This window comes from Pseudomonas sp. Z3-6 (assembly GCF_051131985.1).
Taxonomy (GTDB): Bacteria; Pseudomonadota; Gammaproteobacteria; order Pseudomonadales; family Pseudomonadaceae; genus Aquipseudomonas; species Aquipseudomonas zanjanensis.
The window spans coordinates 1,287,412-1,311,910 of the sequence record NZ_CP071644.1; the positions used below are offsets into that span (position 1 = coordinate 1,287,412).

The following is a 24,499-nucleotide window of genomic DNA, read 5'->3' on the forward strand; positions in this document are numbered from 1 at the left end:
GTCGGCCGTTTCCGTACAGGTTGTAGGCAGCTTCTGAAGATGAGTAATTGAAAGGATTGGTGAATCGGCAGCGCCATGCACAAACGTGCATGGCGCTAAGCGGACCAGGATCAGGTTCCAAGCTTATAGTGCGGGTAGTCGTTCAGGGAGAATCCGCCATTGAAGATCGCAGCGGTTTTGTCGCAGATGTGGATGACGGCATCGACGGCGCCTCGAAAGCAAGGTTCTGTCCAGCCGGCGTCCACGGAAAACGATTCTCCGGAAAAATACAGGCCCGAATGATGGCCAAAATCCCTGTTGTACTTCATCAGGCTCACAGCGTCGTAGTAGGTACCTGGTCGGTATAACTTTGCACAACCCAGCGAGTTTTTATCGGTTATCCACCGTTGGACCACGGCTTGGTCGAGTCCGATGTAGGGCGAAATCCTCTCTTGGATATTGGTACATTTCATGAGTATTCGATCCAGCTCCCTGGCGCACTTGCTGACAAGCTCCTTGTCGCTGAATGACGCGAGTTTGGTGGCATCGTCTTCCCACGTATAGCTCAGCAGAATGCAGTCGTAGCTGTAGTGGTCGTTGTAGCGATAGGTGTAGACGTCGTGAATGAAGCTGTCGGTGACGATGGCCTGTGGAATTTTGCTGTTTTTCGAAAGAAATGACTTTTTCAATGGCGCAAAGACTTTGCAACTGGTCTCCCAATGAGCGGTTTTATAGGCATTGATTGTCTCGAAGGGGAGCATTTTGGGGGTGAAGTTTTCAAGCTCGATACGAGTTTCAATCAGCCACGAGGGCAGCGTCATGATGACTGAGTCGAAATCCTCGAAACGGTGTTGGGTCTGTTCGGGCTGGCTGTATTTCCACTCGAAGTGGACGCGCGTCTTTTGGTTGGCCAGTTTTACCAGTTTTGTTACGGATGAATCTGTAAGCAGACCGTCGTTTCCTTCGAGGCAGTGTTCATAAAAAGACTTTCGAGTTTCATCGGTTTTCATGAATAACAGGCACTCGTTCAGCGCCCCTAGCCCGATGTAGCGGGGGCTGTCGAAAATCAGGCCCTTGGAGTCAAACACGGCTTCGCTATGCAGGTAGGGCGAAGCGAGCGGGTCCCCCGTCGAATCCACCCGACCATGAATCAGCTGCAGGTGGCTGCTGAATCCGAAGATGGCGGTACGCAGGGGATAAAGCGAGCAGACGTCATAGAAGGCACCCCAGCTGCCATCGCCTATGCCGATCGCATAGAAAATCGCGGACTCTTCCAGGGACATTCCCATCCCGCCAAAGTCCCCCGGTGAGCGTTCATTCCAGGTTTTTAAGGCCGGCATAGTCACCAAGTCGCGAAACGAAACGCCCTCGTACCTTGAAACAATAGCGGCCCACATGGTTTCCCACCCATCGCTGGCGTAAACCTCCGCGACGTGTCGAGTCATACGGTCGGCAAAGGTTTTCCACTTGGAATAGACCTTTTGCAATTCTCTGCCGGGAGGTGGTGTATGGCCGTCTTCATTTTTCCAGATTTGCATTTGCGGAGTCGATTCGCCGCCAATGCTACCCTCGCGCAGGTAAATACCCGTCGAGCGGACCCATTGGCTTCCTGGATTGGCGAAGTCCGAAGTCGATAAATCAAACGTTTTTGCGTAATAAGCCAACATCGACCGCCCTTCTGTCGGCGGCTCACCCGTCCGGTTAAAGAAAGGCATGCGCATCGCGCCCATCTCAAAGGGGGTATGGCTCGCGGTGGAGTGTTTGCTTCCGGGTACGGTCAGGTGCCTGCCGCCTATGCGCCTGGATTGCTCTATTAAGGTTATATGGGTGAATCCGCAACGATAAAGCTCTCTGGCGGCAGTCAATCCGGTGATGCCGGCGCCTATGATGCAAATTCTGTGTTGTGGATCAGTGGCCTTGGCGATGCCATTTTTCTGCTCGACCAACGCCCTGTAGTCGAAGCATAAATCGGGTGGGTTTGGAAAGCGAGCCGCCCATTTTCTGCCACCCGAACGCTTAGTCCGAGCGATTTCCCTAGCTGCGGAGGCGGGGTAGTCATAGCTTGATCCGATGGTCATTGTTGCTCTTCCCTGATGATGTTGTTCAGGGAGTGATGTTGCGGTGTTCACACGGCAGTGTATGTGAGCGAAATCCAGTGCTTAGGCGCTCCGCGTTCCGCTTTTTATGTAGGAATGTGCAAGAAGGTCGGCCTTGCGTCGTGCGCACGATCAAAGGCAGCGAGCAAGCTCGCTCCCACAGTGGATCGTTGCCAAACCCTCGGCCTACGCCGCCTGCTGAAACTGCTGCCGATACTGGTTTGGCGACAAGTCGGTGTGTTGCCGGAACAGCCGCGCAAAAAAACTCGCATCGTCGTAGCCGACTTCGTAGCTGATGGTCTTGATGCTCTTGCGGCTGCCGGAGAGCAGGCCCTTGGCGGTTTCGATCCGCAGCCGTTGCAGATAATGCAGCGGTTTGTCGCCCGTGGCGGTCTGGAAGCGGCGCATGAAGTTGCGGATGCTCATGCCATGCTCCCGGGCAACGTCCTCAAAGCGGAACTTATCGGCGAAGTGCTCTTCGAGCCATTGCTGGATCTGCAGGATGATCACGTCCTGGTGCAGTTTCTGCCCGCCGAAGCCGATCCGTCCTGGCGAATAGCTGCGTTGCACTTCATACAGGATGTCCCTCGCCACGGCCTGGGCCACGTTGGCGCCGCAGAAGCGTTCGATGAGGTAGATGTAGAGGTCGCAGGCTGAGGTCGTGCCGCCAGCGCAGAACAGGTTGTCGGCGTCGGTCAGGTGCTTGTCCTGGTTCAGGTGCACCTGGGGGAAGCGCTCCTTGAAGGCATTGAAGAAGCGCCAGTAAGTGGTGGCTTCCTTGCCGTCGAGCAGCCCGGCCTCGGCCAGCCAGAACACCCCGGTGGCTTCGCCGCAGAGGACTGCGCCGCGAGCGTGTTGTTCGCGCAGCCAGGGCAAGACCTGGGGATAACGTTGGCAGAGGCCGGCGAAATCATCCCAGAAGGCCGGCAGGATGATGACGTCGGTATTTTCCAGGCCACCGTCCACCGGCATGATCACATCGCTGAAACTGTTCACCGGTTTGCCATCGGGACTGACCAGCCGGGTTTCAAACGCCGGCGTCAGGCCGTGGCCCAGTTGTTTGCCATAGCGCAGGCTGGCCAGGTGGAAAAAATCCTTGGCTTGCATGAGGGTAGAGGCGAAGACCCGGTCGACTGCCAGGATGCTGACGCGCCGCAAGGGCGTGGAGGCGTGCATAGACATAATTCATCTTTATTTTTATAGGGGAAAGTGGTCAACAGACGGCTGGATCGTCTTATTTTTTGTCGGATGTGTCCAGTGTCCTGTCGTACGTCGCAGGCTTAGGCTCTGTCGGATAACCACGCCCAACAATAACCAAAGGTGCGCCATGATCCCAAGAACCCTGTTCAGTCCCGAGCACGAATTGTTTCGCGACAGCGTACGAACCTTCCTCGAAAAAGAAGCCGTGCCGTACCACAGTCAGTGGGAAAAACAGGGGCATGTCGACCGTCAACTCTGGAACAAAGCGGGGGAGGCGGGCATGTTGTGCTCGCACCTGCCAGAGGCCTATGGCGGCCTCGACGCGGATTTCCTCTACAGCACCGTGGTGATCGAGGAGATCGGCCGCCTGGGGCTGACGGGGATCGGCTTCTCGCTGCATTCCGACATCGTCGCGCCGTACATCCTGCATTACGGCAGCGAAGCGCTGAAACACAAGTACCTGCCGAAACTGGTGTCTGGCGAAATGGTCACGGCCATCGCCATGACCGAGCCGGGCGCCGGTTCCGACCTGCAAGGGGTGAAGACCACGGCGGTGTTCGACGGGGATGAATACGTCATCAACGGCTCGAAGACATTCATCACCAATGGCTTCCTGGCGGACCTGGTGATTGTGGTCGCCAAGACCGACCCCAAGGCCGGCGCCAAGGGCACCAGCCTGTTCCTGGTGGAGGCGGGCACCCCGGGCTTTGAGAAGGGCAAGCGCCTGGAGAAAGTCGGCATGAAGGCCCAGGACACGTCGGAACTGTTCTTCCAGGATGTCCGCGTGCCGAAGGAAAACCTGCTGGGGCAGGCCGGAATGGGCTTTGCCTACCTGATGCAAGAGCTGCCCCAGGAACGCCTGACCGTCGCCATCGGCGGCCTGGCTTCGGCCGAAGCGGCGCTGCAATGGACCCTGGACTACACCCGTGATCGCAAGGCGTTCGGCAAATCCATCGCCGACTTCCAGAACACCCGTTTCAAGCTCGCGGAAATGGCCACCGAAATCCAGATTGGCCGGGTCTTCGTCGACCGCTGCCTGGAGTTGCACCTGCAAGGCAAGTTGGACGTGCCGACGGCGGCGATGGCCAAGTACTGGGGCACCGACCTGCAATGCAAGGTGCTCGACGAGTGCGTGCAGCTGCATGGCGGCTACGGCTTCATGTGGGAATACCCGATTGCCCGGGCGTGGGCGGATGCGCGGGTGCAGCGGATCTATGCCGGGACCAATGAAATCATGAAGGAGATCATTGCGCGGTCGCTTTGATCATGGGGTGAATTCAAGATTGCTTTCGCGAGCAAGCCCGCTCCCACATAGGATTTGTGTCGATCACAAATCCTATGTGGGAGCGGGCTTGCTCGCGAAGGCTTTTTACTTGGCGATCAGGGCGCCGGGTTCGGCTGATCCTTGTGAATCGCCTCGATCCCCGCCAGCACTTCATCCGACAGCTTCAGATCGAAGCTGGCGATGTTGCTGTCCAACTGCTCCAGCGTGGTGGCGCCAATGATGTTGCTGGTCACGAACGGCTGCTGGGTGACGAACGCCAGGGCCATCTGCGCCGGGTCCAGGCCATGTTCACGGGCCAGGGCGACATAACGGCTGCAGGCGGCCTCCGATTGCGGGTTGAAGTAACGCATGAAGCGGCTGTAAAGGGTCAGGCGGCCCTTGGCGGGCCGTGCGCCGTTTTCGTATTTGCCCGACAGGAAGCCGAACGCCAGTGGCGAATAAGCCAGCAGGCCGCATTGTTCGCGAATGGCGATTTCCGACAGGCCGATCTCGAAGCTGCGGTTGAGCAGGTTGTACGGGTTCTGGATCGACACCGCCCGCGGCCAGCCACGGGCCTCGGCCAGGGCGAGGAATTTCATGGTGCCCCAAGGCGTTTCGTTGGACAGGCCGATGTGGCGGATCTTGCCGGCGCGGACCTGCTCGTCCAGGGCTTCGAGGGTTTCCTCCAGCGGGGTGAACGTTTCGTCGGCCTTGTGCTGGTAGCCCAGTTGACCAAAGAAATTGGTGCTGCGCTCGGGCCAATGCAGCTGGTAGAGATCGATCCAGTCGGTCTGCAGGCGCTTGAGGCTGGCGTCCACCGCTTCGACGATGTGGCGGCGATTGTGCTTGAGGTTCTTGTCGCGGATGTAGTCGATGGTGTTGCCGGGGCCGGCGATCTTGCTCGCCAGGATCCAGTCGGCACGGTCGCCACGGCTCTTGAAGTAATTGCCGATGTAGCGCTCGGTGGTGGCGTAGGTCTCGGCCTTCGGTGGCACCGGGTACATCTCGGCGGTGTCGATGAAATTGATGCCGGCACCCTTGGCGCGTTCGATCTGGGCGAAGGCCTCTGCCTCGCTGTTCTGCTCACCCCAGGTCATGGTGCCGAGGCACAGGGCGCTGACATTCAGATCGGTACGGCCTAGCTGGCGATAGTCCATCGGGAACTCCTTGGGCAAAACAATCATAAAAGCAGGTTGAAATATTTTTCGCAATCTGCATAATTGCGCACCTCTTTCTGCAGTGGAAGTGATGCGCCGCCGCCGAAGAATCTTGCCGTTGAACGGACGCGCCGACCCGAGCCCCCGAAAGCGTCTGTATCCGGCTGCCTTTGACTTGTCAAAGTACGCACTATTCAGTAAGATCCGCCGTCTAATTTACAGGGCGGCCCCTGAGGCTATAAAGAATGAAAACTTTTACTGCTAAACCGGAAACAGTAAAGCGCGACTGGTTTGTCGTCGACGCTGCTGGTCAGACCCTGGGTCGTCTGGCCACCGAAATCGCGAGCCGTCTGCGTGGCAAGCACAAGCCTGAGTACACCCCTCACGTTGACACCGGTGACTACATCGTCGTGATCAACGCTGAGCAAGTACGTGTTACTGGCGCTAAAACCACTGACAAAATGTACTACTCCCACTCCGGTTTTCCTGGCGGCATCAAGTCGATCAACTTCGAAAAGCTGATCGCCAAAGCCCCTGAGCGCGTGATCGAGACCGCGGTTAAAGGCATGCTGCCTAAGAACCCACTGGGTCGCGACATGTATCGTAAGCTGAAGGTTTATGCGGGCGCTGCTCACCCTCATACTGCTCAGCAGCCCCAAGAACTGAAGTTTTAACGGAATAGTTCATTATGTCGGCGACTCAAAATTACGGCACTGGCCGTCGCAAGACTGCAACCGCACGCGTTTTCCTGCGTCCGGGCACTGGTAACATCTCCATCAACAACCGCTCCCTGGATAACTTCTTCGGCCGCGAAACTGCCCGCATGGTAGTTCGTCAGCCGCTGGAACTGACCGAGACCGTCGAAAAATTCGACATCTACGTCACTGTTATCGGTGGTGGTGTAAGTGGTCAAGCTGGCGCAATCCGCCACGGCATCACTCGCGCCCTGATGGATTACGACGAGACTCTGCGTGGTGCTCTGCGCAAAGCCGGCTTCGTAACTCGCGATGCTCGCGAAGTTGAACGTAAGAAAGTCGGTCTGCGTAAAGCGCGTAAGCGTCCGCAGTACTCGAAGCGTTAATTTCGCTTCCGCTTTCAAAAGGCGCCCAGTTCCTCACGGAGCTGGGCGTTTTTTTATGGGCAAAAGAATTGCTCTGTGACAACTTGCCACATTCGTAGAGCCCCTATACTACAAGGCTTGGCGGTTTGGCCGCTTGGTAATTACCTTGTCAGAATTGGGGCTTTTCATTACCATTCGGCAAAATTTTTATAAGTTCAGATTTTTACTTAGTAGACGCCTGATCTAACAGGCCACAAAGCTGATGGGAGAGGACTGAATGAGCAATGACGGCGTGAATGCAGGCCGGCGTCGCTTCCTGGTAGCAGCCACATCCGTGGTGGGTGCTGCAGGAGCGGTGGGGGCTGCGGTCCCGTTCGTGGGGTCATGGTTTCCCAGCGCCAAGGCGAAAGCCGCAGGTGCACCGGTGAAAGTGAATGTCAGCAAGATCGAGCCAGGCCAGCAGATGATTGCTGAGTGGCGCGGCCAGCCGGTGTTCATCGTCCGCCGTACAGAGGAAATCCTGGGGAATCTGAAAAAGATCGAGGGTCAGTTGTCCGACCCGTCCTCCAAGAACTCGGTCCAACCGGAATACGTCAACCCTGAAACGCGTTCGATCAAGCCAGAGGTTCTGCTGCTGATCGGTATCTGCACGCACCTGGGTTGCTCGCCAACGTTCCGTCCTGAAGTGGCCCCTGCCGATCTGGGCAAGGACTGGGTCGGTGGCTATTTCTGCCCTTGCCACGGCTCCCACTACGACCTGGCCGGTCGCGTCTACAAATCGCAGCCTGCACCTCTGAACCTGCCAGTTCCCCCGCATTCCTATGAAACCGATGACATCATTGTCGTTGGCGTCGATACGGAGAAAGCGTGATGAGCAAACTTATGGATTGGGTTGATGCGCGCTTTCCCGCGACCAAAATGTGGGAAGACCATCTCAGCAAGTACTACGCCCCGAAGAACTTCAACTTCTTCTACTTCTTTGGCTCCCTGGCGCTGCTCGTTCTGGTCAACCAGATCGTCACCGGTGTCTGGCTGACCATGAGCTACACCCCGTCGGCGGAAGAAGCGTTCGCCTCCGTCGAATACATCATGCGCGACGTCGAGTACGGCTCGATCCTGCGTCTGCTGCACTCCACCGGCGCTTCGGCGTTCTTCATCGTGGTCTACCTGCACATGTTCCGTGGCTTGCTCTACGGTTCGTACCAGAAGCCTCGTGAGCTGGTATGGGTCTTCGGCATGCTGATCTACCTGGCGCTGATGGCCGAGGCCTTCATGGGTTACCTGCTGCCGTGGGGCCAGATGTCCTACTGGGGTGCCCAGGTGATCATCTCGCTGTTCGGTGCGATCCCGGTCATCGGCGACGACCTGACCCAATGGATCCGTGGTGACTACCTGATCTCGGGTATCACCTTGAACCGCTTTTTCGCCTTGCATGTCGTGGCCCTGCCGATCGTGATCCTCGGCCTAGTGGTGCTGCACATCCTCGCGCTGCACGAAGTCGGTTCGAACAACCCGGATGGCGTGGATATCAAGAAGCACAAGGACGAGAACGGCGTACCGCTGGATGGCATCGCCTTCCACCCGTACTACACCGTGAAAGACATCGTCGGCGTGGTGGTCTTCCTGTTCATCTTCTGCTCCATCGTATTCTTCTTCCCGGAAATGGGCGGTTACTTCCTCGAGAAGCCGAACTTCGAGCAGGCGAACGCATTCAAGACCCCTGAGCACATTGCCCCGGTCTGGTACTTCACGCCGTTCTACGCGATTCTGCGGGCGATCCCGGACAAGCTGCTGGGTGTTATCGCCATGGGCGCGGCCATCGCCGTGCTGTTCGTCCTGCCGTGGCTGGACCGCAGTCCCGTCAAGTCGATGCGCTACAAAGGCTGGCTGAGCAAGATCTGGCTCGTGGTGTTCTGCGTCTCGTTCGTGATCCTGGGCGTGCTGGGCGTACTGGCACCGACACCGGGCCGGACGCTGCTGTCGCAGGTCTGCACCTTCCTGTATTTCGCCTACTTCATTTTGATGCCGTTCTACACCAGGCTCGAGAAGACCAAACCGGTTCCGGAAAGGGTGACTGGCTGATGAAAAAGCTATTTGCTGTACTGATTCTTGCTGCTATGCCTGTACTGTCCTTCGCGGCTGAACACGGTGGTCCGGAGCTCGAAAAAGTCGACATCGATGTTTCCGACAAGGCGGCCATGCAGGACGGCGCCCGTACGTTCGCCAACTACTGCATGGGTTGCCACAGTGCCAAGTTCCAGCGCTACGAGCGTGTTGCCGATGACCTGGGCATCCCTCATGAGCTGATGCTCGAGAAGCTGGTGTTCACCGGTGCCAAGCTGGGTGATCACATGAACATCGGCATGCAGCCGGCGGACGCCAAGACCTGGTTCGGCGCCGCGCCGCCGGACCTGACCCTGGTTGCCCGTGTGCGTGGCACCGACTGGCTTTACGGCTACCTGCGCTCGTTCTACGAAGATCCTTCGCGTCCATGGGGCGTGAACAACAAGGTCTTCCCGAACGTCGGCATGCCTAACGTTCTGGTCGGCCTCCAGGGTCGCCAGGTGGTAGGCTGCAAACAGGTCCAGATCGTTGAAGACGGTAAAAAGCAATTCGATCCGCTGACCGGCTCCGCGTTGACTCACGAAGCTTGCGACCAGCTGACCGTATTGCCGAACACCGGCAGCCTGACCCCGGAGCAGTTTGACGAGAAGGTCAAGAACCTCGTGACCTTCCTGGCCTACTCGGCCAACCCGGTGAAGCTGGAACATCAGCGCATTGGTACCTATGTATTGCTGTACCTGGCGTTCTTCTTCGTATTCGCTTACCTGCTCAAGCGTGAATACTGGAAAGACGTGCATTGATAAAGCTGTAAGCCATTGCTGTTAATCGTGCGCGCCCAAGGGCGTCTCTGAAAATGTAACTAGCCTGGCCAGCCAGGTGTTACGGGAGGCGCCCTCTGGGCGCGCTCGCTTTTCCGTTTTTCGATAATTTCAACAAGCGAGGAGGATCGCCATGGGCGTGACCAATCGGTTGGCCTGTTACTCCGACCCCGCCGACCACTATTCCCACCGGGTACGCATCGTACTGGCAGAGAAGGGTGTCAGCGCCGAGATCATTTACGTCGAAGCGGGCCGTCAGCCGCCGAAGCTGATCGAGGTGAACCCTTACGGCAGCCTGCCCACCTTGGTCGATCGTGACCTGGCGTTGTGGGAGTCGACTGTGGTGATGGAATATTTGGATGAGCGTTATCCGCATCCACCTTTACTGCCGGTTTATCCTGTCGCGCGTGCCAACAGCCGTTTGCTGATCCATCGCATCCAGCGTGACTGGTGCGGGTTGGTGGACTTGATCCTGGATTCCCGGACCAAGGAGCCGGCGCGGGTCGTGGCGCGCAAGGAATTGCGTGAAAGCCTGACAGGCGTATCGCCGCTGTTCGTCGACAAGCCGTTTTTCCTCAGTGAGGAACAAAGTCTGGTGGATTGCTGCCTATTGCCCATACTCTGGCGTTTGCCGATTCTGGGTATCGAACTGCCGCGGCCTGCCAAGCCGCTGCTTGATTATATGGAGCGCCAATTTGCGCGTGAGGCATTCCAGGCGAGTCTGTCTGGTGTCGAACGCGACATGCGCTAAGGCTTAGGGAGCCGCTATGAACTCCAGTCGACCTTATCTGGTCCGCGCGCTCTATGAGTGGATTGTGGACAACGATTGCACCCCGCACATGCTGGTCAATGCCGAGTTTCCGTCGGTGCAGGTGCCGCAGGGTTTTGCCAATGACGGGCAGATTGTCCTGAACGTGTCGCCAGCCGCCGTGCGTCATTTGCACATGGATAACGACGCTGTCAGTTTCGAAGGGCGCTTCGGTGGTGTGCCGCATACCCTGTACGTGCCTGTTGCTGCGATCCTGGGCATTTATGCCCGGGAGAATGGCCAGGGCATGGTGTTCGAGCTGGAAGCGCCGCTGGACGGTGAGGAAGAGTTCGAGCCGGATGATGATTTGCCGCCACCGGATGACGAGCCGCCGCGTCCTAGCGGGCGGCCGAGTTTGAAAGTGGTGAAGTAGGTTGTAGATAAGTGCCAGTCACTGGTCGTGTGAGAGTCTGCAACTTGGTTAAGAAAATGCCTGTGTCGTGAGATGCGGGCATTTTTTTGTGTCGTGGTTTTGTGTGTATATCCGTTTCTGCGGTAACGCGTGCTTATGGTTCCGCTCTTACAACCATCCCTTTCAAGGTCCTGTGGGAGCGGGCTTGCTCGCGAAGAGGCCGGCAAGCCCAGTATCCATTCGACTGAACCACCGCCATCGCGAGCAGGCTCGCTCCCACATCCAACCTCCAGTGAACACAAAATTCATATCCAACACAGAACCCCTGTGGGAGCGGGCTTGCTCGCGAAGAGGCCGGCAAGCCCAGCATCCATTTGACTGAATCACCGCCATCGCGAGCAGGCTCGCTCCCACCTTCAATCTCCAGTGAACACAAAATTCATATTCAACACAGAACCCCTGTGGGAGCGGGCTTGCTCGCGAAGAGGCCGGCAAGCCCAGCATCCATTTGACTGAACCATCGCCATCGCGAGCAGGCTCGCTCCCACATCCGACCTCCAGTGAACACAAAATTCATATCCAACACAGAACCCCTGTGCGAGCCTGCTCGCGATGAGGTCAGTAAACCCTACATCCATGTGACTGAGTTACCGCCTTCGCGGCGGCCCGCGGAGCAATGCCATCGTTCAGGCATGCCGAGCCTAGGCGAGGCGCCGAGTGGTGGGGCAGAAGCGCTTTGGTTACTTTCGACTGGGCCGGCTTCCGGGCTTTTCGAAAGTGACCCGCCGTCAGGGCGGAACCCTAAGCGGCCGTTATCGCAGCAATGGATATACACACCGACCAACCAGCCCCAAAACGAAGCCATAAAAAAACGGCGCCTTCCTTTCCAGGAAAAGCGCCGTTCGTGTACCAGCATCTATATCAGTCAATGTACTCAAACAACTTCACAATCTTCTGCACCCCGGACACACCCTGCACCAGATTGGTCGCCTGCGCCGCTTCCTGCTTGGTCAGCAACCCCAGCAGATACACGATGCCATTCTCAGTCACAACCTTGATGCGCGAACCAGGAATGCTGGCGTCGGTCAGCATCTGCGTCTTGATCTTGGTGGTCAGCCAGGCATCGTTCTGGCGCGCCAGCAGCGAAGACGGCTGCAGAACCTGAAGCTCGTTATGCACGGTCTTGACCCGCTGCACAGCGCTGGCTTCCTGTTCGGCCTTGGCCTTGAGGTCGGCGCGTGGGGTCTGGCCGGCCAGCAAGACGACACCGTTGAAGCTGGTGACGACGATGTGCGAGTTGTTGTCCAGGTCCGGATCGGCCTTGGCGATGTTCACGCCGACCTTGGTTTCAATCAGGGAGTCGTCGATCTTGCTGCCGAAGGTGCGGGTGCCGCGGTCATCTTCAATCGGCTTTTCCCGGCTGGCGTTAACCACCGATGTGCAGCCGCTGATGCCGAGGCACAGGGTCAGGGCCAGAAGGCCTAGGCGATTAGGGGTCATTCTTCACTCCCGAACAGTTGGCTGTCGATCAAGTCGCAAAGGCAGTGGATCGCCAGCAGGTGGACTTCCTGGATACGTGCGGTGACATTGGCCGGTACGCGGATCTCGACGTCTTCGGGCAATAGCAGTGACGCCATGCCGCCGCCGTCACGACCGGTCAATGCTACGACAATCATTTCGCGATCATGTGCGGCCTGGATCGCTTGAATAATGTTGGCCGAGTTGCCGCTGGTGGAAATCGCCAGCAGGACATCGCCGGGTTGGCCCAGGGCGCGGATCTGTTTGGAGAAGACTTCGTTGTAGCTGTAGTCGTTGGCGATCGAGGTAATCGTCGAGCTGTCGGTGGTCAGGGCGATTGCCGGCAGGCTCGGGCGTTCGCGCTCGAAGCGGTTGAGCAGTTCCGAGGAGAAGTGCTGGGCGTCGCCGGCCGAGCCGCCGTTGCCGCACGAAAGCATCTTGCCCTCGTTGAGCAAGGCGTTGACCATCACTTGGCTGGCTTGCTCGATGTGCGGTGCAAGTACGTCCATCGCCTGTTGCTTGGTGTCGATACTGGCCTGAAAAAGCTGGCGAATTCGCGATTGCATGTCCATCTGTGTGACCTTAAGTAGCGCGACTTATCGGCACAAACATGTGCGGCGCGCAAAGCAAAGAGCAAAAAAGTTAGGTGAAGGTGTCCGGCTCGGCATGGGTGCTCAACTGTCGAAGGCGTTCTGCAGCCAGTTCAACTGGTCGGCGTTACTGTCGATGGCAACCACGTCGAAGCGGCAGGGATGATCGGCCCAGCGAGACTCGCGTTGCAGGAAGTACTGCGCGGCGAAAATCAACTTTTGGCGCTTGCGCCCGTCAATGCTGTCGAGCGCGCCACCCCATTGGGTATTTTTTCTATAGCGGACTTCGACGAATACTACTGTATCGCCGTCAAGCATGACCAGATCAAGCTCGCCACGTTTACACAACCAGTTCTGCGCCAGCAGCCGCAGGCCGTGTTGCTCGAGATGCGCGAGGGCCTGGCCCTCGGCATCCCGTCCGCTTTGCTGGCGTGATCGGTCAGGCATTAGCGCTGGGTGTCCGGCAGGCGCTGCACCTGGCCATTGACGAACTCGGCCCAGGGCAGTTGACGCTGTACGCGCTGGGTGGGAGATACGGCCAGGCTGCCCGACAGGCCTTCGATGCGGCTGTCCGGCAACGTCTTGAGCTGGCCCAGGCGCGGCGCCAGGCGATAGGCGTCCGCCCCCATCGCGTACAACCGACCCAGGCTGCCACCCGCCTGGGGCCACTGCGCGGTGACCTGCTTGCGCAACGGGTCATTGGCGTCGAGCAGCCAGGGGGTTTCACAGAAGCGGATGCCGCTCATGTCGTTGTACTGGTTCTGGTCGCCGCTGGCGCTGAACACCGAGGACGTTGCGTAGACCGGCACGTCGCCGGCGTACTGGAAGTTCAGGGTCGGCTTGATCTGCTGGGCCTGCTGCGGTGTCGAGGCAAGGAAGATGAACTCGATGTCCTGGCGACGGGACGGCTGGGCCGCGACCGTGGTGCCGACGGTGTTTTGCAGGCTCTTGGCGCGACCTTCGCTCTGGCGCAACTGGAACATGTCGGCGATCTGCTGGGCCAGTTGGACCGGCTGGTCGACACGTTCGATGGCGACGATGGTGCCGCCGTTGGCCTGCCAGTCCTGGCTGAAGGCCTTGAGCACGCGATCGCCCCATTCGCCCTTCGGTACCATGACGGCGGCGCGGTGCAGGCCATCGGCACGGGCGCGGCGGGACACTTCGCGGGCTTCATCCTCAGGCGCCAGGCCGAACTGGAACAGTTGCGGTGGCCCTTGTTCGCCTTCGCTGTAGTTCAGTGCCAGGGTGGTGATCGGCAATTGCGGGCGGGTGCTGATCTGCTTGACCAGCGGTTTTTCCAGCGGGCCGATGACCAGTTGCACGCCGTCGGCCTGGGCCTTGCGATAGAACTCGTCCATGGAGGTCAGGCTGGCGCTGTCATAGAATTGGATGCTTGGCGGCGTCTGCCCGGCCTGCTGGGCCTGGTAGTGGGCAGCCATGAAGCCCTCGCGCAAGGCCTTGGCAACCGCGGCCAACTGGCCATTCTGTGGCAGCAGCAGGGCGATCTTGCTCAGTGGCTGGCTGGCCAGTTCCTTGAGCTTGACCAGGGGTGTCGGCAGTTGGAGGGCGGCAGGGTGCTTCGGGTTCTGTTCGCGCCAGTGGTCGATGGCCGCCTGCTGCTGTTCCAGGGTCCCAGCGGTCTTGACGACTTGGGCCAGGCTCAGCCAGCCGCCGAGGTCGTCGGCGGAGGTGGGCTGCAACTGGTCGGTGGGCAGCGAGGCGATCAGCGACCAGATGGTTTCGTGGTTTTTCGCCGCGGCGTCGTTCTCCAGCAGGGGCGCAATGAAAATGCGCTCCTTGGCGGCGGCCAGGGTCTGGCCATCGGCCTCGAGGGCGCGGGCACGGACGGTGCCGGTGCGGACCTGCTGCTCCACCGGCATTTCGCTCAGGTGTTGCAGGCTTGGATGGCTCAGGGCGGTCAGCGCAGCCTTGGGCTGGTTGCGGGTCATTGCCAGTTCAGCCGACAGCGTGCTGGCGAAAATCTGCTGGCCGGGCTTGAGTTGCTCCATCGGCACTTGTTGCAGGATCTGTGCGGACTGGCCGGCATTGCCCTGGCGGTAGGCCAGGTCTGCGGCGCTCAGGCGCAGCAGGGCGGCTTTTTCCGGGTTTTTGCTTTGGGTGGCCTGTTCGAGCAGTTGCTCGATACTGGCATCCGGGGTCCGTGGGAGTTCGCCAAGGCTGGACGAGGGCGAGCTGGCGCAAGCCGCCAGGAGGGCAGCGAGGCAGAGGGCGGAGAGCAGCCGCAGGCAAGCGATCATGTAAGTGTTCCTGATACGAGATCAAATTAGCGTCGAATTGTACCCAAGCACTGGCCGGGGCGCGATGTTAGTGGCGTGAATCGATCAATTTAGGTATTTCAAAGAGTGCGGCGCAGCACAAAAGACAGGCATTGACCCTTTGTGGCGAGGGAGCTTGCTCCCGCTGGGCTGCGTAGCAGCCCCAAAAAACATTCAACACGCTACCTCAGGATGTGGCTGCAGATTTTTACGGCTGCTGCGCAGCCGAGCGGGAGCAAGCTCCCTCGCCACAAAGGCTGGTGCAACCTTCCAAAGGCCGGCATTGCTTCGGGTTACCCGTTACCGCGAACAGCCGAGACCGCCGCTACACGCTACAATGGCGGTTTTTACCGATCATGAGGTGCGCGTTTTGACTGCTCCAGGTGCTTTGAATTCCGCTGCCGGCTCGCTTTATGTGGTGGCGACGCCCATCGGCAACCTGGACGATATCAGTGCCCGGGCGCTGAAAATCCTGCAGGAGGTCGCACTGATCGCGGCTGAAGACACGCGCCACTCCCAGCGCCTGCTGCAGCATTTCGGCATTTCCACGCCGTTGGCGGCCTGTCATGAGCACAATGAGCGGGACGAAGGCAGTCGTTTTATTACTCGGCTGTTGGCGGGCGATAACGTGGCGTTGATTTCCGATGCCGGTACGCCGCTGATTTCCGATCCCGGCTATCATCTGGTGCGCCAGGCCCGGGCGGCCGGCATCAGTGTGGTGCCTGTACCGGGAGCTTGCGCATTGATCGCGGCGCTGTCGGCGGCAGGCCTGCCGTCGGACCGTTTCATTTTCGAAGGTTTCCTGCCGGCCAAAGCCGTTGGGCGACGGGCGCGCCTGGAGGCTATAAAGGAGGAGCCGCGCACGCTGATCTTCTATGAGGCGCCGCACCGCATCCTCGAATGCCTGCAAGACATGGAGCTGGTGTTCGGCCCTGAGCGCCAGGCGCTGTTGGCCCGTGAGTTGACCAAGACCTTTGAAACCCTCAAGGGCCTGCCCTTGGCCGAGTTGCGCGCCTTCGTCGAAAGCGACAGCAACCAGCAGCGCGGTGAGTGCGTCGTGCTGGTGGCAGGCTGGACGCCGCCGCAAAGCGAGGACGCCGTCAGCAGCGAGGCGATGCGCGTCCTGAGCCTGCTGCTGGAGGAAATGCCCCTCAAGCGCGCCGCGGCGCTGGCGGCGCAGATCACCGGCGAGCGCAAGAATGTGCTGTACCAGGTCGCACTGGAAAAACAGAAAGACCAGTGAAACCGGGACACGGTGCTGGCTCGGGGCTTTTAGCGCTTGTTCTTCAAGCGCTCTACCGTTAACCTTCGCGGCGGAGAGTCGATCGGACAGTCGCTGCCCTCTATGAAAATTAGAGGGGGGAGGAAAGTCCGGGCTCCATAGGGCGAAGTGCCAGGTAATGCCTGGGAGGCGTGAGCCTACGGAAAGTGCCACAGAAAATAACCGCCTAAGCGTTTCGGCGCCGGTAAGGGTGAAAAGGTGCGGTAAGAGCGCACCGCACGGCTGGCAACAGTTCGTGGCTAGGTAAACCCCACTTGGAGCAAGACCAAATAGGGTCCCAAGGCGTGGCCCGCGCTGGGACCGGGTAGGTTGCTAAAGATGTCCAGTGATGGCCATCGTAGACGAATGACTGTTCAAGACAGAACCCGGCTTACAGATCGACTCTCCACCTTTTCCCTTCCTGCCGGAATCACTGGCAGACGCAGTTCCTAATACCAAAAAAATCTTACTCTTAACAAATCACTTTAACTTGTGCGCGCAGTCCCCTGTGCTGCTTCAGGTTAGGGCGATTTTTCCTACGTCAGATTCTTGTTACCCCTCCTGAAACGCTCCTAAATCTCCGATCTATAAGGCTTTTCCTTCATTGCGCGCCTTGACGGTGCGGTGGGCGCATTCCTATAGTGTGCGCAAGTGGCGGAAAGTGGCATGAAGTGGGTTTTTTTGAAGGTAAAACGCCAAAAAGTGGAGAAACGCAGACGTGTTTCGCGGAGCTAACGCTATCAGTCTCGATGCAAAAGGCCGGCTAGCCATGCCTAGCCGGTATCGTGACGAGCTCGTTTCGCGAAGTTCGGGGCAGTTAATCGTCACGATCGACGCCGTTGACCCATGTTTGTGCGTTTACCCTCTGGATGAGTGGGAAATCATCGAAACCAAACTGCGCGCATTGCCTTCGCTGCGTGAAGAAAACCGCCGACTGCAACGCTTGCTGATCGGTAATGCCGTCGACCTCGAGCTCGATGGCAGCGGTCGTTTCCTGGTGCCGCCGCGCCTGCGCGAGTACGCCAAGCTGGATAAGCGCGCGATGCTGGTGGGCCAACTGAACAAGTTCCAGCTGTGGGACGAAGATGCCTGGAATGCGGTTTCTGCCGCTGACCTCGCTGCTATTCAACAACCGGGCGCCATGCCTGATGAACTGCGTGATTTGATCCTGTGACTATTGATAGCGGCTTTAACCACATCACCGTACTGCTTGACGAAGCCGTCGAGGCTCTCGCCGTACGTCCTGATGGCTGTTATCTGGACGGCACGTTCGGGCGTGGCGGACACAGTCGGCTGATTCTCAGCCAGCTCGGTCCGGACGGCCGGTTGCTGGGGTTCGACAAGGATCCTCAAGCGATTGCCACCGGGCAAGCGCTGGCGGCCGAAGACGGCCGCTTTGTCGTTGTGCAGCGCAGCTTTGCCGAGCTGGGCGCCGAAGTCGCCGAGCGTGGCCTGGCCGGCAAGGTCAGTGGCGTGCTGCTTGACCTGGGCGTGTCGTCGCCGCAACTGGACGACCCGGAACGCGGCTTCAGTTTCCTCAATGACGGTCCGTTGGACATGCGCATGGACCCGTCCCGTGGGATCAGCGCCGCCGAATTCGTCAATACCGCGCCAGTGGAAGAAATCGCCCGTGTCTTCAAGGAATACGGCGAAGAGCGTTTCTCCGGCCGCATGGCCCGCGCCGTGGTCGAGCGCCGCGACATCAAGCCCTTCGAGCGTACCGGCGACCTGGCCGAAGTGCTGAAAGTGGCCAACCCGGCCTGGGAAAAGGGCAAGAACCCGGCGACCCGTGCTTTCCAGGGCTTGCGCATCCACGTGAACAACGAGCTGGGCGACCTGGAAGTCGGTCTCGAAGCGGCGCTTGAAGCGCTGGAGATCGGTGGTCGGCTGGTGGTGATCAGCTTCCATTCCCTGGAAGACCGCATCGTCAAGCTGTTCATGCGCAAGCTCACCAAAGGCGAAGCCGATAACCTGCCGCGCAACCTGCCGGTGCGTTTCGAAGCCTTCGTGCCGAAAATCAAGATCCATGGCAAAGCGCAGTTCGCCTCCGACGCCGAACTCAAGGCCAACCCACGTGCCCGTAGCGCCGTCATGCGTGTCGCGGAGAAGTTGCGGTGAGCAAGCTCTTCGCCAAGCCCCTGCCTGGCGGCAGCTTTTTCATGCTGCTGCTGTTTATAGGCGTGCTCGTGTCGGCCATCGCCGTATCCTATAGCGCGCACTGGAACCGGCAGTTGCTCAACACCCTCTACAACGAGCTGAGTGTGCGCGACAAGGCGCAGGCCGAGTGGGGCCGGTTGATCCTGGAGCAAAGCACCTGGACCGCCCATAGCCGTATCGAAGTACTGGCCACCGAACAGCTGAAAATGCGCATTCCCGGCGCCGCCGAAGTGCAAATGGTGGCGCCATGATGAAACTCGAAGGGGCGCTGTTCCCGTGGCGGTTTCGTCTGGTCCTGGGCTTGCTCGGGATCATGGTGGCGGCGATTTCGTGGCGCATCATCGACCTGCAGGTCATCGACCGTGACTTCCTCAAGGGGCAGGGCGACGCTCGCAGTGTGCGTCATATTCCAATTCCGGCGCACCGTGGCCTGATCACCGACCGCAACGGCGAACCCCTGGCCGTGAGTACCCCGGTGACCACCTTGTGGGCCAACGCCAAGGAAATGCAGCAAGCCAAGGAAAAATGGCCGGCCTTGGCCGCCGCCCTCGGGCAGGACCCGAAGGCCCTGGCCGAGCGTCTTGAAGCCCAAGCCAATAAAGAATTCATCTATCTGGTGCGCGGATTGACGCCCGAGCAAGGCCAGAGTGTGCTCGACCTGAAAGTGCCCGGTGTCTACGGCATCGAAGAATTCCGGCGTTTCTACCCGGCCGGTGAAGTCACCGCCCACATGGTCGGGTTTACCGACATCGATGATCGAGGGCGCGAAGGGGTCGAACTGGCCTATGACGAATGGCTTGCCGGGGTCGCCGGCAAACGCCAGGTTATCAAGGACCGGCGCGGCAGGCTGATCAAGGATGTCCAAGTCACCAAAAACGCCAAGGCCGGCAAGCCCTTGGCGTTGTCCATTGACCTGCGCCTGCAATACCTGGCCAACCGCGAGCTGCGCAACGCCATCGTCGAGAACGGTGCCAAGGCCGGCAGCCTGGTGATCATGGACGTTAAGACCGGCGAGATCCTGGCGATGGTCAACCAGCCGACCTACAACCCGAACAACCGCCGCAACCTGCAACCGGCGATGATGCGCAACCGCGCGATGATCGACGTGTTCGAGCCGGGTTCGACCATGAAAGCCGTGTCCATGGCCGCCGCCCTGGAAACCGGGCGCTGGAAGCCAAGCGACACCGTCGAGGTCTACCCGGGCACTCTGCAGATCGGCAAGTACACCATCCGTGACGTGTCCAAGACTGAAGGCCCGGTGCTCGACCTGACCGGCATCCTGATCAACTCCAGTAACGTCGGCATGAGCAAGATCGCCTTCGATATCGGCGGCGAGACGATTTATCGCCTGGCCCAGAAAATCGGCCTCGGCCAGGACACCGGCCTGGGCTTTCCGGGCGAGCGTGTCGGCAACCTGCCGAACTACCGTGACTGGCGCAAGGCTGAGACCGCCACGTTGTCCTATGGCTACGGCGTTTCCGTGACCGCGATCCAGTTGGTCCACGCGTTTTCCGCGCTGGCGAACAACGGGCGCATGGCACCGCTGACCCTGATCAAGACCGACAAGCCACCGCAGGCCACCCAGGTGATCCCGGAAAACGTCGCCAAGACCATGCAGGGCATGCTGCAACAGGTGATCGAGGCGCCGCGTGGTGTCTACCGCGCCCAGGTGCCGGCCTATCACGTGGCAGGCAAGTCGGGTACGGCCCGCAAAACCTCCGTGGGCACCAAAGGCTACGCCGAGAATTCCTACCGTTCGCTGTTTGCCGGCTTCGGCCCGATGAGCGACCCACGCTACGCCATCGTCGTGGTCATCGACGAACCGAGCAAGGCAGGCTATTTCGGTGGCCTGGTCTCGGCGCCGGTGTTCAGCAAAGTGATGTCCGGCACCCTGCGCCTGATGAACATTACCCCGGATAACCTGCCGCCGACCCAGCAGGCCAATACCGCACCGGTCATTCCCTTGAAAGCCGAAGGAGGGCGTGGCTGATGTCCCTGAGCCTGAACAAGATTTTTGCCCACGCCGGTCACGATCTGCTGATTCGTGAGTTGGCCCTGGACAGCCGCAATGTACGTGCCGGGGACTTGTTCCTGGCGGTGCCGGGTGGCCGTGTCGATGGTCGCGACCATATCGCCGACGCCCTGAAGCGCGGCGCGGCTGCCGTGGCGTACGAAGTGCAAGGCGCGACCGTGCTGCCGATCACTGACGTGCCGCTGATTCCGGTGAAGGGCCTGGCGGCGCAACTGTCGGACATCGCCGGGCGGTTTTATGGCGACCCGAGCCGCCACCTGAACCTGGTGGGCGTGACCGGCACCAACGGCAAGACCAGCGTGACCCAACTGGTGGCCCAGGCCTTGGACCTGCTCGGCCAGCATTGCGGCATTGTCGGCACCTTGGGCAACGGTTTTCATGGCGCGCTGGAAAGCGGCCTGCACACCACGCCGAACCCGATTGCCGTGCAAGCGACCCTGGCGGACTTGAAGAAGGCCGGTGCCAAGGCCGTTGCGATGGAGGTCTCGTCCCATGGCCTGGACCAGGGTCGTGTGACGGCGCTGGCGTTCGACGTCGCGGTGTTGACCAACCTGTCCCGCGACCACCTGGACTACCACGGCACCATGCAGGCCTACGGCGAAGCCAAGGCCAAGCTGTTCGCCTGGAATGATTTGAAATGCCGGGTCATCAATCTCGACGACGAGTTCGGCCGGCAACTGGCCGCCGACAAGCGCGAGTCCCGGTTGATCACCTATAGCCTGGAAGATACCAGCGCCTACCTTTGTATACGCCAGGCGCAGTTCGACGATGAAGGCGTGCGCGCCACGCTGGTCACGCCCCAGGGCGAGCACCATCTGCGCAGCACCTTGCTCGGCCGCTTCAACCTGAGCAACGTATTGGCGGCCATTGGCGCCTTGCTCGGCCTGGACTACGCGCTGGACGAAATCCTCAAGGTGTTGCCAAGACTTGAAGGGCCGGCCGGGCGCATGCAGCGCCTCGGCGGCGGGGCTCAACCGTTGGTGGTTGTCGATTACGCCCACACTCCCGACGCGTTGGAAAAAGTCCTCACGGCCTTGCGTCCTCACGCCAAGGGCCGGCTGCTGTGCCTGTTCGGCTGCGGCGGCGATCGCGATCGCGGCAAACGCCCGTTGATGGCAGAAGTGGTGGAGCGTCTGGCGGACGGCGTGCTGGTCACCGATGACAACCCGCGCAGCGAAGACCCGCTGCGGATCTTCGATGACATCCGCGCCGGTTTTACCGCCGTGGATAACGTCACCTTCGTCGCCGGTCGCGGCCAGGCCATTGCCCAGTTGATCGCCAGCGCCTCGGCGGACGATGTCATCGTCCTGGCCGGCAAGGGCCATGAGGACTATCAGGAAATCAACGGCGAACGCCATGGGTTCTCCGATCTGGTGGAAGCCGATCACGCCCTGACCGCGTGGGAGGTGGCCCATGCTTAAGGCCCTGAAACTCAGCGAACTGACCAACGCCCTGAATGCGCGCCTCATTTCTGCGGACGCCACCTTCAGCGGCGTGAGCATTGACAGCCGGGCGATCGCGCCGGGGCAATTGTTCGTCGCCTTGGCCGGGCCGCGTTTTGATGGCCACGATTACTTGAACGAGGTCGCGGGCAAAGGCGCGGTCGCCGCATTGGTCGAGCGGGAAGTGAGCAACAGCACGTTGCCGCAATTGCTCGTCAGCGACACTCGCCAGGCCCTGGGCCAGCTCGGTGCGCTGAACCGCGCAGCGTATGGCAACCCGGTCGCGGCCATTACCGGTTCCAGCGGCAAGACCACGGTCAAGGAAATGCTTGCCAGCATCCTGCGCACTCGTGGTGCGGTGCTGGCGACCCGTGGCAACCTGAACAACGACCTCGGTGTGCCGCTGACCTTGCTGGAACTGGCGCCGGAACACAGCGCCGCCGTCATCGAACTGGGGGCTTCGCGGCTCGGCGAGATCGCCTACACCGTGGCCATGACCAAGCCCCACGTGGCGGTGCTCAACAACGCCGGGACCGCCCACGTCGGCGAGTTCGGCGGCCCGGAAAAAATCGTCGAGGCCAAGGGCGAGATCATCGAAGGGCTGGATGCCAATGGCGTCGCCGTGCTGAATCTCGACGACAAGGCCTTCGAAATCTGGAAGACCCGGGCGGGGGAGCGCAAGGTGCTGACCTTTGCCCTGAGCAACCTCGCCGCGAATTTCTACGCCAGCGACCTGGACCGTGATGCCCGCGGTTGCCCGGCCTTCAACCTGCACAGCCCCGACGGTGCCGAGCGGGTCCAATTGAACCTGCTGGGCACCCATAACGTTGCCAACGCCCTGGCCGCCGCGGCTGCCGCCCATGCCCTGGGCGTGTCGCTGCCGGGCATCGTTGCCGGACTGAACGCCGTGCAGCCGGTCAAGGGGCGCTCTGTCGCGCAACTGGCCAGCAACGGCATGCGCGTGATCGATGACACCTATAACGCCAACCCGTCGTCCATGTGCGCGGCGGTGGATATCCTCGCCGGTTTCTCCGGCCGTACCGTGCTGGTGCTGGGGGATATCGGCGAGTTGGGCGAATGGGCGCAACAGGGACATCACGATGTCGGTGCCTATGCGCGCGGCAAGGTCGATGCGCTGTATGCGGTCGGTCCGATGATGGCCCATGCGGTCGCTGCGTTTGGCGAGCACGCACGGCATTTCACTACTCAAGCCGAATTGATCCAGGCCCTGGGCGCCGAGCAGGACCCGAACACCACCTTATTGATCAAGGGTTCACGCAGCGCAGCGATGGAAAACATCGTCGCGGCGCTGTGCGGCACCACCACGGAGAAACATTAATGCTGCTGCTGCTAGCGGAGTACCTGCAACAGTTCCACAAAGGCTTCGCGGTCTTCCAGTACCTGACCCTGCGCGGGATCCTGGGTGTGCTGACCGCGTTGTCGTTGTCGCTGTTCCTGGGCCCGTGGATGATCCGCACCCTGCAGAACCTGCAGATCGGCCAGTCGGTCCGTAACGACGGTCCGCAATCGCACCTGTCCAAATCCGGTACCCCGACCATGGGGGGCGCGCTGATCCTGTCGTCCATCGGTATCAGCACTTTGCTCTGGGCCGACCTGGCGAACCGCTACGTCTGGGTCGTGCTGCTGGTGACGCTGTTCTTCGGCGCCATCGGTTGGGTCGACGACTATCGCAAGGTCATCGAGAAGAACTCCCGTGGGCTGCCAAGCCGCTGGAAATATTTCTGGCAATCGGTGTTCGGCCTCGGCGCGGCGATCTTCCTTTATATGACCGCCGCCTCGCCGGTGGAAACCACCCTGATCCTGCCGATGCTCAAGGACTACAGCATTCCGCTGGGCGCTGGCTTCATCGTGCTGACCTACCTGGTGATCGTCGGTTCGAGCAACGCGGTCAACCTCACTGACGGCCTCGACGGCCTGGCGATCATGCCGACGGTCATGGTCGGCGGCGCCCTGGGAATCTTCTGCTACCTGTCGGGTAACGTGAAGTTCGCCGAATACCTGCTGATCCCGTATGTGCCGGGCGCGGGTGAATTGATTGTGTTCTGCGGTGCGCTGATCGGTGCCGGCCTGGGCTTCCTGTGGTTCAACACCTACCCGGCGCAAGTCTTCATGGGCGACGTCGGCGCGCTGGCGCTGGGCGCGGCCCTGGGCACCATCGCCGTGATCGTTCGCCAGGAAATCGTCCTGTTCATCATGGGCGGTGTGTTCGTGATGGAGACCCTGTCAGTCGTCATTCAGGTGGCCTCCTTTAAATTGACCGGCCGCCGCGTATTCCGCATGGCGCCGATCCACCACCACTTTGAACTCAAGGGCTGGCCCGAGCCACGCGTGATCGTCCGTTTCTGGATCATCACCGTGATCCTGGTGCTGGTCGGCCTTGCCACCCTGAAGCTGAGGTAGAACG

General features: G+C 60.0%; 23 protein-coding genes and 1 other RNA gene. 17 read left to right on the forward strand and 7 right to left on the reverse strand.

The genetic code is table 11. The annotated features are described in order from the left end of the window. Positions 1–110: 110 nt before the first annotated feature. Positions 111–2,057, reverse strand: a complete 1,947-nt coding sequence (locus tag J3P88_RS05895; RefSeq protein WP_434574417.1) for a flavin monoamine oxidase family protein — start codon at positions 2,055–2,057, stop codon at positions 111–113. Positions 2,058–2,261: 204 nt separating this feature from the next. Beyond that, positions 2,262–3,158 carry a GlxA family transcriptional regulator gene (locus J3P88_RS05900; protein ID WP_186705196.1) on the reverse strand — a complete coding sequence of 299 codons (897 nt, stop codon included), beginning with the start codon at positions 3,156–3,158 and terminating at the stop codon, positions 2,262–2,264. 244 nt (positions 3,159–3,402) lie between these two features. Between J3P88_RS05900 and J3P88_RS05905 the strand changes: the two genes are divergently transcribed. Then, positions 3,403–4,539, forward strand: coding sequence for an acyl-CoA dehydrogenase family protein (locus J3P88_RS05905; RefSeq protein WP_434574418.1), 1,137 nt, complete (start codon positions 3,403–3,405; stop codon positions 4,537–4,539). A 116-nt stretch (positions 4,540–4,655) separates the two neighbouring features. Here J3P88_RS05905 and J3P88_RS05910 read toward each other — a convergent pair whose 3' ends face one another. Next, positions 4,656–5,696, reverse strand: coding sequence for an NADP(H)-dependent aldo-keto reductase (locus tag J3P88_RS05910; RefSeq protein ID WP_053124986.1), 1,041 nt, complete (start codon positions 5,694–5,696; stop codon positions 4,656–4,658). Positions 5,697–5,941: 245 nt separating this feature from the next. Here J3P88_RS05910 and rplM point away from each other — a divergent pair, with 245 nt between their 5' ends. The 7 genes from rplM to J3P88_RS05945 all read left to right on the forward strand — a co-directional run bounded on the left by rplM (position 5,942) and on the right by J3P88_RS05945 (position 10,819). Beyond that, positions 5,942–6,370, forward strand: a complete 429-nt coding sequence (gene rplM / locus J3P88_RS05915) for a 50S ribosomal protein L13 (protein WP_003205365.1) — start codon at positions 5,942–5,944, stop codon at positions 6,368–6,370. Positions 6,371–6,384: 14 nt separating this feature from the next. Next, complete coding sequence (gene rpsI / locus J3P88_RS05920; RefSeq protein WP_003205364.1) at positions 6,385–6,777, forward strand: 30S ribosomal protein S9; 393 nt, start codon at positions 6,385–6,387, stop codon at positions 6,775–6,777. Between the two features lie 256 nt (positions 6,778–7,033). Further along, on the forward strand, positions 7,034–7,627 hold the full coding sequence (gene petA, locus J3P88_RS05925) for a ubiquinol-cytochrome c reductase iron-sulfur subunit (protein WP_039591565.1): 594 nt from the start codon (positions 7,034–7,036) through the stop codon (positions 7,625–7,627). Continuing rightward, positions 7,627–8,838, forward strand: coding sequence for a cytochrome b (locus tag J3P88_RS05930; protein WP_186705118.1), 1,212 nt, complete (start codon positions 7,627–7,629; stop codon positions 8,836–8,838). Before petA ends, J3P88_RS05930 begins: the two co-directional genes overlap by 1 nt. Next, a complete protein-coding gene (locus tag J3P88_RS05935; protein ID WP_186729579.1) occupies positions 8,838–9,620 on the forward strand; it encodes a cytochrome c1 in 783 nt (260 codons plus the stop codon). The genes J3P88_RS05930 and J3P88_RS05935 overlap by 1 nt, the downstream gene beginning before the upstream one ends. Before the next feature lie 151 nt (positions 9,621–9,771). Further along, positions 9,772–10,389, forward strand: coding sequence for a glutathione S-transferase N-terminal domain-containing protein (locus J3P88_RS05940; protein ID WP_003178195.1), 618 nt, complete (start codon positions 9,772–9,774; stop codon positions 10,387–10,389). Positions 10,390–10,405: 16 nt separating this feature from the next. Next, positions 10,406–10,819 (forward strand): ClpXP protease specificity-enhancing factor, encoded by a 414-nt coding sequence (locus tag J3P88_RS05945; protein WP_053124982.1) that lies wholly within the window; start codon positions 10,406–10,408, stop codon positions 10,817–10,819. A gap of 900 nt (positions 10,820–11,719) precedes the next feature. Here J3P88_RS05945 and J3P88_RS05950 read toward each other — a convergent pair. The 4 genes from J3P88_RS05950 to J3P88_RS05965 all read right to left on the reverse strand — a co-directional run bounded on the left by J3P88_RS05950 (position 11,720) and on the right by J3P88_RS05965 (position 15,164). Further along, entirely contained in the window at positions 11,720–12,298 is a 579-nt protein-coding gene (locus tag J3P88_RS05950) for a BON domain-containing protein (protein ID WP_030139689.1), read from the reverse strand. Continuing rightward, positions 12,295–12,888: a phosphoheptose isomerase gene (locus tag J3P88_RS05955; RefSeq protein ID WP_007928463.1), complete on the reverse strand. Its 594-nt coding sequence runs from the start codon at positions 12,886–12,888 to the stop codon at positions 12,295–12,297. Before J3P88_RS05955 ends, J3P88_RS05950 begins: the two co-directional genes overlap by 4 nt. A 102-nt stretch (positions 12,889–12,990) precedes the next feature. Continuing rightward, positions 12,991–13,353 (reverse strand): YraN family protein, encoded by a 363-nt coding sequence (locus tag J3P88_RS05960; protein WP_186705120.1) that lies wholly within the window; start codon positions 13,351–13,353, stop codon positions 12,991–12,993. Continuing rightward, on the reverse strand, positions 13,353–15,164 hold the full coding sequence (locus J3P88_RS05965; protein WP_186705121.1) for a penicillin-binding protein activator: 1,812 nt from the start codon (positions 15,162–15,164) through the stop codon (positions 13,353–13,355). Before J3P88_RS05965 ends, J3P88_RS05960 begins: the two co-directional genes overlap by 1 nt. Positions 15,165–15,519: 355 nt before the next feature. On the opposite strand from J3P88_RS05965, the gene rsmI reads away from it, so the two are divergent. The 9 genes from rsmI to mraY all read left to right on the forward strand — a co-directional run bounded on the left by rsmI (position 15,520) and on the right by mraY (position 24,495). Beyond that, positions 15,520–16,425, forward strand: a complete 906-nt coding sequence (rsmI, locus tag J3P88_RS05970; protein WP_434574419.1) for a 16S rRNA (cytidine(1402)-2'-O)-methyltransferase — start codon at positions 15,520–15,522, stop codon at positions 16,423–16,425. A gap of 74 nt (positions 16,426–16,499) precedes the next feature. Then, an RNA gene (gene rnpB, locus J3P88_RS05975) (RNase P RNA component class A) lies at positions 16,500–16,853 on the forward strand. Positions 16,854–17,161: 308 nt separating this feature from the next. Beyond that, on the forward strand, positions 17,162–17,617 hold the full coding sequence (mraZ, locus tag J3P88_RS05980) for a division/cell wall cluster transcriptional repressor MraZ (protein ID WP_003205355.1): 456 nt from the start codon (positions 17,162–17,164) through the stop codon (positions 17,615–17,617). Next, positions 17,614–18,561 (forward strand): 16S rRNA (cytosine(1402)-N(4))-methyltransferase RsmH, encoded by a 948-nt coding sequence (rsmH, locus tag J3P88_RS05985; protein WP_434574420.1) that lies wholly within the window; start codon positions 17,614–17,616, stop codon positions 18,559–18,561. The genes mraZ and rsmH overlap by 4 nt, the downstream gene beginning before the upstream one ends. Beyond that, positions 18,558–18,851, forward strand: coding sequence for a cell division protein FtsL (ftsL, locus tag J3P88_RS05990; protein WP_003178214.1), 294 nt, complete (start codon positions 18,558–18,560; stop codon positions 18,849–18,851). Before rsmH ends, ftsL begins: the two co-directional genes overlap by 4 nt. Then, positions 18,851–20,590: a peptidoglycan D,D-transpeptidase FtsI family protein gene (locus J3P88_RS05995; RefSeq protein WP_434576361.1), complete on the forward strand. Its 1,740-nt coding sequence runs from the start codon at positions 18,851–18,853 to the stop codon at positions 20,588–20,590. The genes ftsL and J3P88_RS05995 overlap by 1 nt, the downstream gene beginning before the upstream one ends. Continuing rightward, positions 20,590–22,053, forward strand: a complete 1,464-nt coding sequence (locus J3P88_RS06000; RefSeq protein ID WP_434574421.1) for a UDP-N-acetylmuramoyl-L-alanyl-D-glutamate--2,6-diaminopimelate ligase — start codon at positions 20,590–20,592, stop codon at positions 22,051–22,053. Before J3P88_RS05995 ends, J3P88_RS06000 begins: the two co-directional genes overlap by 1 nt. Further along, complete coding sequence (locus J3P88_RS06005; RefSeq protein ID WP_434574422.1) at positions 22,046–23,413, forward strand: UDP-N-acetylmuramoyl-tripeptide--D-alanyl-D-alanine ligase; 1,368 nt, start codon at positions 22,046–22,048, stop codon at positions 23,411–23,413. The genes J3P88_RS06000 and J3P88_RS06005 overlap by 8 nt, the downstream gene beginning before the upstream one ends. Further along, positions 23,413–24,495 carry a phospho-N-acetylmuramoyl-pentapeptide-transferase gene (gene mraY / locus J3P88_RS06010; RefSeq protein WP_063324484.1) on the forward strand — a complete coding sequence of 361 codons (1,083 nt, stop codon included), beginning with the start codon at positions 23,413–23,415 and terminating at the stop codon, positions 24,493–24,495. Before J3P88_RS06005 ends, mraY begins: the two co-directional genes overlap by 1 nt. The last annotated feature ends 4 nt before the right edge of the window (positions 24,496–24,499 follow it).